Here is an 11,613-nt window from a genome sequence, read left to right on the forward strand (position 1 = left end):
TCGTTTTCAGGTTCTGGCATGGGGTGTGAAGGCGTCAGGGGAAACGTGGCCTGTGGATAACTCACGGGGCGGGGACGAGGATCGTCGAGGCGATGCCGGCCACGGCGGGGACGACGCCGAGCAGGACGAACGCGGGCAGGAAGCACAGGCCCAGCGGGGCGAGGACGCGGACGCCCGCGGCCCGCGCGCGTGCGGCGGCCGCGGTGCGGGCCGTCCGCCGCTGGTCGCGGGCGAGCCGGGCGAGGGACGGCGCCAGTGCGGCGCCGTGGGAGGTCGCGCGGACGGCGGCCCGGGCCAGGGGCGCCAGCGTCGGCTCCGCGGTGAGGGCGAGCCAGGCGGCGGCCGGGTCGGCGCCGAGGCGGATCTGCACCGACACCCGTTCGAGCTCGTCGCCCAGCGGGCCGCCGATCGCGCCCGCGACGGCGTCGACCGCGTCCTGCCAGGGGGTGCCGCCGCGCAGGCAGGCCGCGAGCAGGTCCACGGCCACGGGCAGGTCGGCGACGAGCCGTGCCCGGCGGCGGGCCCGGTCGGCGCCGCCCAGGCGGGTGAACCAGTACCAGACGGCCGCGGCGGCGGGTGCGGCCAGCAGGGGCCCTAGGGGGAGGCCGAACAGGAGGACGGTGAGGACGCCCGTGGCGGCGGCCGCGATGCGGCGGAGCAGTTCGTCGTTCGGGCGGGCGTTGTTCTTTCGTGGGGTGCGGAAGCATCTGGCGAGCCTTCGGCCGGAGGTGCGTCTGGTGCGGATGTGGACGGCCGTCGCCGCGCAGAGGACGGCCGCCAGGGCTGTGATCACTCAGCGTCCCGGTGGTCGGGGCGACTCGGCGTTCCTGGCCAGGCGCGCCGTCCAGTAGAGGCCGGTGACGTTGAGGGCGACACCGGCGATCAGGCAGGCGAGGCCGGGGAGCGAGCCGCAGAGGAAGGACAGGGGGCGCGCGCCGAGGGCCGCCGCCATGGCGATGCCGAGGAGGGGCAGCACGGCGAGCAGGCGGGCGGTGGCCCGGGGGCCCGCGAGCTGGACGGAGACGTCCTGGCGCTGGGCCTCCTCGTCGCGGAGGGCCGCGGCCAGGCCGTCCAGGACGGTCGCCAGCGTGCCGCCGCGTTCGGCGCCGACGCGCCAGCACGCGTCGAGGAGGCGCAGCCCCTCGGCGCCGGGGGTGTCGGCGAGGTTCGCCAGGTCGCGGCATTCGAGCAGCTCCTTCGCGATGGGCGGGTCGAGGACGGCGGCGGACGAGGCGAAGGCGTCCTCGGGGGCTCTGCCGGCGGCCAGTTCGGCGGCCATCCCGTCGCAGAGCTCGATGACCGAGGTGCGCCACCGGCGGGTGCGGGTGCGGCGTTCACGGAGGGTTCGCAGGTGGGCGGTGAGGGCGGGCCGGGGTTCGCGGGGATCGAGGACGTTCCGGACGCGCCCGGACGCCCGGGGCGGGGCCGCGAGCGTCCAGACCACGGCGGAGACGCACAGGGCGGCCAGTGCGGCGGTCATGTCCAGTGCGGGTGGAGCCGGGCCGCCAGGGCCGCCGCGCCGGGATGGTGCACCGTCTCGCCGGCGGGGGTGAACGAGACGGCGGGGTGGACGGCGACGAGCCCGTCGGGCGCGCGCTGGAGGAGGCTCACCTCCGCGACCCGGCGGGCTCCCGAGGGGGCCCGGGCGAGGTGGACGACGACGTCGAGGGCGGCGGCGAGCTGGCTGTGGACGGCCTCGCGGGTGAGCCCGGCGGCGCACGCGAGCGCCTCGAGGCGCGCGGGGACGTCGGCGGGGGTGTTGGCGTGCAGGGTGCCGCAGCCGCCCTCGTGGCCGGTGTTCAGCGCCTGGAGCAGGTACACGACCTCCGGGCCTCGCACCTCGCCCACGACGAGGCGGTCGGGGCGCATGCGGAGGGCCTGGCGGACCAGGTCGTTCAGCGTGACGCCGCCCGCGCCCTCCATGTTGGGCGGGCGGGCCTCCAGCCGGACGACGTGCGGGTGGTCGGGGCGCAGCTCGGCGGAGTCTTCGACGAGGACGAGCCGTTCGGACGGGGCGGCGGAGCCGAGCAGCGTGCTCAGCAGCGTCGTCTTGCCGGTGCCGGTGCCGCCCGTGACGAGGAACGCCGCGCGGGCGGCCACCACGGCGGCCAGCAGGGCGGCGCCCTCGGGCGGGACGGTCGCGGTGGCGACGAGCTCGTCGAGGGTGAACGCGCGGCGGCGGGGGAGCCGCAGCGACAGGCACGTGCCGCCGGGCGCGATGGGCGGCAGGACGGCGTGCAGGCGGACGCCGCCGGGCAGCCGGGCGTCGGCGTAGGGCGCGGCGTCGTCGAGGCGGCGGCCGGCCGCCGCGGTGAGCCGCTGCGCGAGGCGGCGCAGCGCGGGCTCGCCGGGGAACCGGACGTCGGTGCGGACGAGCCCGCCGCCCGCGTCGGCCCAGACCTCGTCGGGCCCGTTGACGAGGACGTCCGTGACGTCGGGCGAGCGCAGGAGCGGTTCGAGGGGGCCGGCGCCGACGAACTCCGCGCGCAGCTCGTCGGTGAGGGCGAGGACCTCCCGGTCGCCGAGGAGGCGCTCCTCGGCCCGGAGGGCGGCGGCGACCCGCCCGGCCGTCGGCTCGGCGCCCGTGTCCGCCAGCCGCCCGCGCACCGCGTCCGACAGCCGGGTCATGCCGCCTCCCAGGGGGTGTCACCTGTGTGCGTGCCGTGAGTCGCGCCTGCCCGCGGCCGTGCGTCCGTGTCGGTTCGCGTCGTGCCGGTTCCGAGCGCAGGCATGACGGTTCCCCGCCGTGCGGCCGCGCCCGTTCGCGTGCGCGTCATGCCGCCTCCTCGCGGTAGGCGTAGGGCTGGAGGGCAAGGTCGTCCAGGAGGGCGCGGCAGAAGTCGGTGAGGGGGCCGCGGCGGGTCACGGCGGCGAGTTCGCCCTCGTCGATGGCGGGCGGGAGGCGGCGGTCGCGTTCGAAGGCGCCGGCGGACGGGAGGTCGAGGGCCTTGGCGACGGCGTCGGCGCTGAGGCCGCCGGGGGACGGGCCCTGGACGACGAGGCGGAGGTCGGCGGTCTCGCGGCGGAGCGCGGCGGCGAGGCCGTCGGCGGCGACCGTGGCGCGGACCTCGGCCGGGACGAGCAGGTAGGTGACGTCGGCGGTGCGCAGGGCGGCCCGGCCGAAGTCGCCGGGGTAGCGGGGGACGTCGGCCACGACGAGGTCGAAGCCGCGGACCGCCGCCTCCAGGAGGGACGTCACCGCCTCGCCGGTGAGCGGGACGGGTTCGCCGCGGCGCCAGGAGAGGACGGACAGGTCGCCGTCGCCGGGGAGGGTGTCGCGGAGGGCGGCGGTGCCGAGCCGGCCGCGCCGCTCGGCGAGGTCGGGCCAGCGGACGCCCTCGTGCTCCTCGAGGCCGAGGAGGAGGTCGACGCCGCCGCCGAGGGGGTCGGCGTCGGCGAGGAGGGTGCGCAGGCCGATGCCGGCGGCGGTGACCGCGAGGGTGGCGGCGAGGACGCTGGCGCCCGCGCCGCCGCGGGCGCCGACGACGCAGACGACGGCGGCGCGGTTCGCGTCGGGTTCGGCGGCGGTGGCGAACGCGCCGATCAGCCAGTCCTCGTGGTCGGGGAGGACGGCGACGTCCTGGGCGCCGGCCTGGACGGCCATCCGGTAGGCGTCGGCGGTGGCGGCGGAGGTGACGAGGACGACGCCCGCTCTGCGGGGCAGGCCGCTGGCCGCGACGTCCCCGGCCGCGTCGGCGCCGACGAGGACGAGCGCGGGCCACGACCAGGCGGGGCGCGCCTCGCCGACGTCGTGGGCGACCTCCGCGTGGGCGTCGGCCGCGGCGGCGAGCCGCAGGAGGGCGTCGGCGGTGCCGGGATCGCCCGTGACGATCAGTGCCGCGAGGTTCATGGAGGCTCCTTCGGGTCGGAGGTCTCCACCTTGCGGCGGCGCCCGAGGGAACGGCACGGAATCGGCGGCCTGTGGATAACTTCGCGGGCGGGCGGCGGCCGAGGGGGTGCCGCACGCCCGCCCGCGTGAGATTGGGCGACCCCCGCCGGGGGGGGGAGAGCGGGGGTCGCCGAACGGATCCGGCTCCGGGGGGGTAGAGCCGGTCCGCTTTCCCGAGAAAGACTCAGGGGAGATCAGGCTAAACCGGACGTAAGCCCGTCCTATAGGGCGGGCAAAGTCGCTGCATCACCAGTCTAGGCGGATACAACATATGCTGCCCGACCGTCGAGAGTTCCGTCGAGTCGCAAACTCGCCCGATGGATGACGTTTTTTCTCGTCTGACCAGAAGATCGCGCCATCCAGGCGGCCGGCCGCGACCGCGCGGCCCCGCCCCGCCGCACGCGCTGCGCACCACAGGGCGGAAGTGGGAGCGTACCGGAACGGCAAAGATCCTTCGGGCACCGCAACCAAAAAGCAATCATTACCGTCCGTGATCGTTTTCGGTTCTGGGTGATAGTTGTGGTTAGTCCGGAATGGCGGGTGCCGAGGGAGAGGGGACGGCGGCGGGCGGACCGTCACCGTTGTGGCGACTAGTCACCCTTTTTCCGAATAGCCCTTGCCAACTGGGCAAACAGGGCGTACACCAGGAGTACGGACATCTGTCCGGGCACGGCAGCCGGGCACCCACGCGCGACCAGCCGCGGGAGGCGCGTCGAGACGGGCTTGACCCGATCCGACGGATATGAGGTGCACGCTTGGTAACCCGGTGTGACGTGCCAGGCGGCGGCGTCTCTCGGCGAGGCGCCGCTCGTCGCGTCCGGGAACGGTGCGGGCGAGCGTTCCGGAACCCTCAGCGGACGTCGAGGCCGAGCGATTCGGCGATCACGATCGCCTGATGCGGATCGATCCGCGCGCCCCGCAACTCGACCGTCAAGGGATCGATGGTCGAAATGTCGCTGCCGCGGAGATCACACCGGGACAGGTCCGCGGCCCGGAGCCACGCGCCGGACAGATCGACTCCGCGCAGGGTCGCCCCCGCGCAGCGCGCGCCCGTGAGATCGGCCTCCCGCAGGCGCACGTCCGTGAAGGACGCGCGACGCAGGTCGGCGCCCGGCAGGCCGGTGAACGACCAGTCGCCGCCCTGCACCTTCATGAGGTCGTACGTACAGCCGTCGAACATGCTGCCGAGAAGTTTGCAGCCTTCGAACGTCGAGTCGAAGAAACCGCAACGAACGAACGTGCAGTTGATGAACGCGGTGTCCGTGTGAGCGGAGACATTGAAGCGGACGCCCCGGAATGTGCAGTCGACGAAACTCGCGCCCGTGCCGTGGGCCTCGGTCATGTCGACGTCCAGGAACAGGACGCGTTCGTGTTCCTCGCCCGTCAGGTCACGCGAGTCCCAGTCGGCACTTCTGATCGTGCTCTCCGTGGGCGGGGCGGGACGTCCGTCCTTGCGTTCGGCCATGCCGCCAGGCTCACACACCCCTCCGACACGTCCCGCACCCACGCCTACGAGGGACGTCAGCCGCGCATCAGGGCTTCGCAGATCGCCTGGGAGTCGCGGGCGGCGGCGGCCACGGCGGCCGAGCAGTGCCGGATCCAGGCGGTCATGCCGTCCGGGGTGCCGGACGCGTAGGCGCGCAGGGCGTCGGGGTAGTCGGCGCCGAGCTCCAGGTGGCCGACCTCGGGCGCGGCGAGCGACTTGGGGTCGAGGCCGCGCGCGACGAGCGTGAGCCGCTGGGCGGCGCGGGCGACGATGCCGTCGCCCCAGCCGAACGGCCGCAGCGTGAGCAGCTCCCCGTGGACGATCGCCGCGACGACGAGGGCCGGTGCCTTCGTCGTCCCGGTGAGCAGCCCGCTGAGCGCGTCGAGGCGGGCGGCGACCTCGGCGGCGGACGGCGGGTCGCCGAGCCCGAGGACGTCGGTGACCGGACGGCCGTCGGGGCGCGGGCGGCCGAGGTCGGCGGCGTCCACGGCGTCGGCGGCGGCCAGGACGTGCAGGCGTGCGAGGACCTGCCGGGGCGCGTGCCGCCACGTCTCGGCGAGCGAGCCCAGTTCGGCGGACACGCGCAGCGCGCCGTGGACGATCGGGTCGCCGGGGTCGTCGGTCGTGCGCAGCACTTCGAGGTCGACGGCGGCGCCCTCGAGGACGGCCGTCGCGCGCGCGCCGCGCAGCGCGGACTCGGTGGAGACGTCGGCACTGCGGCGCCGCAGGATCCGGTGACCGAGCAGCCGGTCGACGGCCTTGCGCGCGTCGTTCACGGCGTCGGTCACGCCGGGGAGGTTCGCTACTTGTGCGAGGGCATCGGTCACGGCCCGACCCTATGCGGTGGCCGCCGCCGCCCGGACGGCGCCCCGAGGCGGCCCGGAGACGGCCCCGGAACAGGCCCGGAACCCGCCAGGCGCGTACGGTTCCGGGGCGCTCCACCTGGGAAGGTGGGGTGTGTCGATCGTCACTGCGAGCAACGGGGGCGGGCGCGTCCGGAGGCCCGCGCCCTCGACACACGGGAACACGGCTTGTGAGAGCGGGACCTTCCTGGTGGAGTGGGCATACCGGGCGACCCGTCTCAGCAAGCGAGGAGTACTGCGTTGAGCCAGAGCCAAGAGACACTGTCGAACCTGTTGCAGGAGACGCGGCGCTTCGCCCCCCCGGCCGATCTCGCCGAGTCGGCGAACGTCAAGGCCGACGCCTACGAGGAGGCGGCCGCCGACCGCCTGGGCTTCTGGGCCCGGCAGGCGGAGCGGCTGTCGTGGTCCAAGCCGTGGGACGAGGTCCTCGACTGGAGCGACCCGCCGTTCGCGAAGTGGTTCGTGGGCGGCGAGCTGAACGTCGCGTACAACTGCGTCGACCGGCACGTGGAGGCCGGGAACGGCGACAAGGTCGCCTACCACTGGGAGGGCGAGCCGGGCGACACCCGCACCCTCACCTACGCCGACCTGCGGCGCGAGGTGAGCAAGGCCGCGAACGCGCTGCTGGAACTCGGCGTCCGCAAGGGCGACCGGGTCGCGATCTACCTGCCGATGATCCCCGAGCTGCCGATCTCGATGCTGGCGTGCGCGCGGATCGGCGCGACGCACTCGGTCGTGTTCGGCGGGTTCTCGGCGGACGCGCTGCGCACCCGCATCGACGACGCGCAGGCGAAGGTCGTCATCACCTCGGACGGCGGGTACCGGCGCGGCAAGCCGTCCGCGCTGAAGGCGACGGTGGACGAGGCCGTCGCCGAGACGCCGTCGATCGAGCACGTCCTGGTCGTCCGGCGGACGGGCGAGGAGGTCGCGGCCCACGAGCGGGACGTGTGGTGGCACGACGTCGTGGAGCGGCAGAGCGACGAGCACGCGCCGGAGCCGGTGGACGCCGAGCACCCGCTGTACATCCTGTACACGTCGGGGACGACGGGTAAGCCGAAGGGGATCCTGCACACGACGGGCGGGTACCTGACGCAGACGGCGTACACGCATCACGCGGTGTTCGACCTGAAGCCGGAGACGGACGTGTACTGGTGCTCGGCCGACATCGGCTGGGTGACCGGGCACTCCTACATCGTGTACGGGCCGCTGGCGAACGGCGCGACGAGCGTGATGTACGAGGGGACGCCCGACACGCCGCACCAGGGCCGCTGGTGGGAGCTCATCGCCAAGTACAAGGTGTCGATCTTCTACACGGCGCCGACGGCGATCCGGACGTTCATGAAGTGGGGCGACGACATCCCGGCGGCGCACGACCTGTCGTCGCTGCGGGTGATCGGCAGCGTGGGCGAGCCGATCAACCCGGAGGCGTACGTCTGGTACCGGGAGCACATCGGCGCCGGCCGGGCGCCGGTCGTGGACACCTGGTGGCAGACGGAGACCGGCAGCATCATGATCAGCCCGCTGCCGGGGGTGACCGAGGGCAAGCCGGGCGCGGCGATGCGGCCGCTGCCGGGGATCGCCGCGGACGTCGTGGACGACCGGGGCGAGCCGGTGCCGAACGGCGGCGGGGGCTTCCTGGTGGTGAAGGAGCCGTGGCCGTCGATGCTCCGCACGATCTGGGGCGACGACGAACGGTACGTGAAGACGTACTGGTCGCGGTTCGAGGGCCTGTACTTCGCGGGCGACGGCGCCAAGAAGGACGAGGACGGCGACATCTGGCTGCTCGGCCGGGTCGACGACGTGATGCTGGTGTCGGGGCACAACATCTCGACGACCGAGGTGGAGTCGGCGCTGGTGTCGCACCCGAAGGTCGCGGAGGCGGCGGTCGTCGGCGCGACCGACCCGGTGACCGGGCAGGCGATCGTGTCGTTCGTGATCCCGCGGGGCAGCGCGGGCGGCGAGGTCGAGGGCGAGGAGTTCCTGAAGGAGCTCCGCGACCACGTGGCGAAGACGCTCGGGCCGATCGCGAAGCCGCGCCAGATCATGATCGTTCCGGAGCTGCCGAAGACGCGGTCCGGGAAGATCATGCGGCGGCTGCTGCGGGACGTCGCGGAGAACCGCAGCATCGGTGACGTGTCGACGCTCGCCGACAGCACGGTCATGGACCTGATCTCGGAGAAGCTGCCGAGCGCCAAGTCCGAGGACTGACCCCCGGCCGAACCCGAAGGACGGACGGACGCGGCGCGGGCACCCGCGCCACGTTCGTCCGTCCGGCGTTCGTCCGCCCTTCCACCGGTTCGGCACGGCGAGGACGGTTCCGTCCCCGGTCGACCCGAAGGTCAACTGTGGGCGATTTCGCACGAAATGACGATGATTCGGCGGAGATCTTGCGGGTAAGGTGCAGGGAGGTGCGCCGGGAAGTCTGGTCGGCAGGGTCCGGCCCGTGATGTTCCGCGGGGCGGCTCTTCGCCATGCCGTCCACCGCCCCGGGGGTTGTTTTGCCGCGCCCGTCCACGCGCCCCTCGCGCTCCAAGCGCGTCACCCGTCCGCGCCGTCCCGTCGCCGCCGTCTGGCCGTTCCGCCCCACCGTCCGCTACAGCCAGCAGGTCGCCAAGGCGCTGCGCCTGGAGACGGTCGGCGGCATCATCATGCTCGTCGCGGCCGTGCTCGCGCTCGTCTGGGCCAACACGCCCTGGTCGGACGCCTACTACGACCTCCAGAAGTTCGAGATCAGCCCGCATTGGCTGCACATCGGGCACATGGACGTGGCGCACTGGGCGTCCGGCGGGCTGCTGGCGGTCTTCTTCTACCTCGCCGGCCTGGAACTCCGCGAGGAGCTCACGCACGGCGAGCTGCGCAACCCGCGCGACGCGGCGCTCCCGGTGCTCGCCGCGACCGCCGGGGTCGTGCTCCCCGCGCTCATCTTCCTGCTGGTCAGCGCCGGTGCGGACGGCGCCTCGCGGGGCTGGGCGATCCCGACGGCGACCGACATCGCGTTCGCGCTCGCCGTGCTCGCGGTGACGTTCTCGGCGTGCCCGGCGCCGCTGCGCGCGTTCCTGCTGACCCTCGCCGTCGTGGACGACCTCATCGCCATCACGATCATCGCGCTGTTCTACACGAGCTCGCTGGAGTGGGGCTGGCTCGGTCTCGGCGTCGCGCTGATCGCGGTGTTCGGGACGCTGCAGGCCCGGGGCGTCCGGTCGCCGTGGCTGTACGTGCCGCTGGCCGTCCTCGCCTGGTACTGCGTCCAGCGGAGCGGCGTGCACGCGACGGTCGCCGGGGTGGCGCTCGGGATGCTCACCAGCCCGCGGGAGGCCCCGGACGGACGTCCGACGAACGCGGAGCGCGCCGACCACTTCCTGCGCCCGTTCTCGGCGGGGTTCGCGGTGCCGGTGTTCGCGTTCCTGTCGGCGGGCGTGACGCTGAGCGTGTCCGCGCTCGGGGACGTGTTCACCGATCGGATCGCCCTGGGCGTGATCGCCGGTCTGGTGATCGGTAAGTTCGTCGGTGTCTTCGGCGGGGCCTGGCTGGCCGTGCGGTTCGGGCTGGCCACGCTGGGGGCGGATCTGCACTGGCGGGAGATCGCGGGCGTCGCGATGCTCGCCGGGGTGGGTTTCACCGTTTCACTGCTGATCGGCGGTTTGGCCTATACCGACCCGTCACAATTGGAGAGAGTGACGACTGCGGTCCTGATCGCGAGCGTGCTCGCCTCGGCGGCCGCCACCGTCGTCTTCCGGAGGAGGACGCGCGCCCGCGCGCTGCTCTCCGACTGACCGGGCGCCCCGACCGGGCCGGCCGACCCGGATGACACGGTGCCACCGGGTGGCCGGACGCGCCGTCCGGCTGTCAGGCTGGGACGCCGTGGCAGTCGGGGGCGCTGGAAGGAGAGAGCGATATGTCCGAGGCAACGCCGGGCGAGCGCGTCGAGGACAAGTCCCTCGGCGAACTCGTCGCGCTGGCGTCCAGCAACGTGTCCGACCTGGTCAGGGCGGAGATGGAGCTGGCCAAGATGGAGCTCAAGTCGGACGCGAAGAAGGGCGCGATCAGCGGTGTGATGCTCGTCATCGCCGCGGTGATGGGCGGGATCATCGTGATCCTGCTCTCGATCTCGCTGGCGTTCGGGCTGATCGAGCTGGGCATCTGGCCGTGGCTGGCGTTCCTGATCGTCGCGGGCCTGTACGGTCTGCTCGCCGTCGTGCTGGGCCTCATCGCCAAGCGCCTCATCGGCAAGATCGAGGGAGCGAAGCGGACGCGCCGGACGTTGAAGGACACTCCTGGAGCGCTGCGGCACCGCGGCGGCTCCGACACCCCCGCGCTGACGGACTGAGCGGGGCAGGCAGGCAGGGGGGCGGGCCATGCCCGGGCACGACGCGTCGTTGATCGAGGTCGACGGTCCGTGGACCCACCGCGCGATCAGCGCGGGCGGGACGCGGTTCCACGTCGCCGAGGCCGGGGAGGGGCCGCTGGTCCTCCTGCTGCACGGCTTCCCCGAGTTCTGGTGGTCGTGGCGCGACCAGCTCGTGTCGCTGCCGGCGGCGGGCTACCGCGCGGCCGCGATCGACCTGCGCGGCTACGGCGGCAGCGACAAGCCGCCGCGCGGGTACGACCTGGTGACGCTGGCCGGGGACGCCGCCGGGCTGGTCCGGGCGCTCGGCGAGGCGAACGCGATCGTGGTGGGGCACGACTGGGGCGGGCTGCTCGCCTGGACGATGGCCGTCTACCACCCGAAGATCGTGCAGCGGCTCGCGGTCGTCGGCGCCCCGCACCCGCTGCGGTTGCGGCGGTCGGTCCGGGAGAGCCCGCGCGAGCAGGGGTGGGCGGCGCGGCACACGCTCGGTTTCCAGCTCCCCGTCCTGCCGGAACGCCGCCTCGTGCGCGACGACGCCGCGCTCGTCGGCCGGCTGCTGCACGAGTGGTCGGGGCCGAACTGGCCGGACGCCGAGACGGAACGGCTCGTCCGGCGGGCCGTGCAGATCCCGGGGGTGGCGCACAGCGCGCTGGAGTACCACCGGTGGTTCCTGCGGTCGCAGGCCCGTCCCGACGGCATCCGCTACGCGCACCGCATGCGCGCCCCGGTACAGGCCCCGACGCTCCAGCTGCACGGCGCCCTGGACAAGTGCATCCTCCCGGAGAGCGCGCAGGGGTCCGGGCAGTACGTGGCCGCCCCGTACCGGTGGCGGCTCATCGAGGGGGCGGGGCATTTCCCCCACCAGGAGCGGCCGGAGGAGTTCGACGCGCACCTCCTCGGCTGGCTGGCCGACCCGGAGCCCGACCGCTGAACGGCCCCCGGGCGCCGCGGCGGCGCGGCGGGGGGGGGGCGCGCGCCCCGCCGGGGGCCGGCCGGGGGGGTGTAGGGGGGGGGGGGCTGGGCGGGG

10 protein-coding genes are annotated in these 11,613 nt (G+C 74.1%); 4 read left to right on the top strand and 6 right to left on the bottom strand.

All coding sequences use genetic code 11. From position 1 onward, the window contains the following. Positions 1 to 61: 61 nt before the first annotated feature. The 6 genes from AB0L25_RS13640 to AB0L25_RS13665 all read right to left on the bottom strand — a co-directional run bounded on the left by AB0L25_RS13640 (position 62) and on the right by AB0L25_RS13665 (position 6,202). On the bottom strand, positions 62 to 793 hold the full coding sequence (locus AB0L25_RS13640; protein ID WP_500171726.1) for a type II secretion system F family protein: 732 nt from the start codon (positions 791 to 793) through the stop codon (positions 62 to 64). Next, positions 794 to 1,480 carry a type II secretion system F family protein gene (locus tag AB0L25_RS13645; RefSeq protein ID WP_500171728.1) on the bottom strand — a complete coding sequence of 229 codons (687 nt, stop codon included), beginning with the start codon at positions 1,478 to 1,480 and terminating at the stop codon, positions 794 to 796. Beyond that, positions 1,477 to 2,628, bottom strand: a complete 1,152-nt coding sequence (locus tag AB0L25_RS13650; protein ID WP_500171729.1) for a TadA family conjugal transfer-associated ATPase — start codon at positions 2,626 to 2,628, stop codon at positions 1,477 to 1,479. Before AB0L25_RS13650 ends, AB0L25_RS13645 begins: the two co-directional genes overlap by 4 nt. A 145-nt stretch (positions 2,629 to 2,773) precedes the next feature. Continuing rightward, positions 2,774 to 3,850: a septum site-determining protein Ssd gene (ssd, locus tag AB0L25_RS13655; protein ID WP_500171731.1), complete on the bottom strand. Its 1,077-nt coding sequence runs from the start codon at positions 3,848 to 3,850 to the stop codon at positions 2,774 to 2,776. 889 nt (positions 3,851 to 4,739) lie between these two features. Further along, positions 4,740 to 5,354 (bottom strand): pentapeptide repeat-containing protein, encoded by a 615-nt coding sequence (locus AB0L25_RS13660; RefSeq protein WP_500171733.1) that lies wholly within the window; start codon positions 5,352 to 5,354, stop codon positions 4,740 to 4,742. Positions 5,355 to 5,410: 56 nt separating this feature from the next. Then, a complete protein-coding gene (locus tag AB0L25_RS13665; protein ID WP_500171735.1) occupies positions 5,411 to 6,202 on the bottom strand; it encodes a Fic family protein in 792 nt (263 codons plus the stop codon). Between the two features lie 276 nt (positions 6,203 to 6,478). Between AB0L25_RS13665 and acs the strand changes: the two genes are divergently transcribed. The 4 genes from acs to AB0L25_RS13685 all read left to right on the top strand — a co-directional run bounded on the left by acs (position 6,479) and on the right by AB0L25_RS13685 (position 11,517). Then, a complete protein-coding gene (gene acs, locus AB0L25_RS13670) occupies positions 6,479 to 8,446 on the top strand; it encodes an acetate--CoA ligase (RefSeq protein ID WP_500171737.1) in 1,968 nt (655 codons plus the stop codon). A 290-nt stretch (positions 8,447 to 8,736) separates the two neighbouring features. Further along, on the top strand, positions 8,737 to 10,011 hold the full coding sequence (nhaA, locus tag AB0L25_RS13675; RefSeq protein ID WP_500171738.1) for a Na+/H+ antiporter NhaA: 1,275 nt from the start codon (positions 8,737 to 8,739) through the stop codon (positions 10,009 to 10,011). Positions 10,012 to 10,133: 122 nt separating this feature from the next. After that, complete coding sequence (locus AB0L25_RS13680) at positions 10,134 to 10,565, top strand: phage holin family protein (protein WP_500171740.1); 432 nt, start codon at positions 10,134 to 10,136, stop codon at positions 10,563 to 10,565. A gap of 28 nt (positions 10,566 to 10,593) precedes the next feature. Beyond that, entirely contained in the window at positions 10,594 to 11,517 is a 924-nt protein-coding gene (locus AB0L25_RS13685) for an alpha/beta fold hydrolase (protein ID WP_500171741.1), read from the top strand. The last annotated feature ends 96 nt before the right edge of the window (positions 11,518 to 11,613 follow it).

This window comes from Spirillospora sp. NPDC052242 (assembly GCF_040679555.1).
In the GTDB taxonomy this organism is placed as follows: domain Bacteria; phylum Actinomycetota; class Actinomycetes; order Streptosporangiales; family Streptosporangiaceae; genus Spirillospora.

Excerpts from the sequence above, each read along its gene's own strand:
- AB0L25_RS13645 (WP_500171728.1), bottom strand. The coding sequence starts at position 1,480 with ATGACCGCCGCACTGGCCGCCCTGTGCGTCTCCGCCGTGGTCTGGACG.
- AB0L25_RS13650 (WP_500171729.1), bottom strand. The coding sequence starts at position 2,628 with ATGACCCGGCTGTCGGACGCGGTGCGCGGGCGGCTGGCGGACACGGGC.
- ssd (WP_500171731.1), bottom strand. The coding sequence starts at position 3,850 with ATGAACCTCGCGGCACTGATCGTCACGGGCGATCCCGGCACCGCCGAC.
- AB0L25_RS13660 (WP_500171733.1), bottom strand. The coding sequence starts at position 5,354 with ATGGCCGAACGCAAGGACGGACGTCCCGCCCCGCCCACGGAGAGCACG.
- AB0L25_RS13680 (WP_500171740.1), top strand. The coding sequence starts at position 10,134 with ATGTCCGAGGCAACGCCGGGCGAGCGCGTCGAGGACAAGTCCCTCGGC.
- AB0L25_RS13685 (WP_500171741.1), top strand. The coding sequence starts at position 10,594 with ATGCCCGGGCACGACGCGTCGTTGATCGAGGTCGACGGTCCGTGGACC.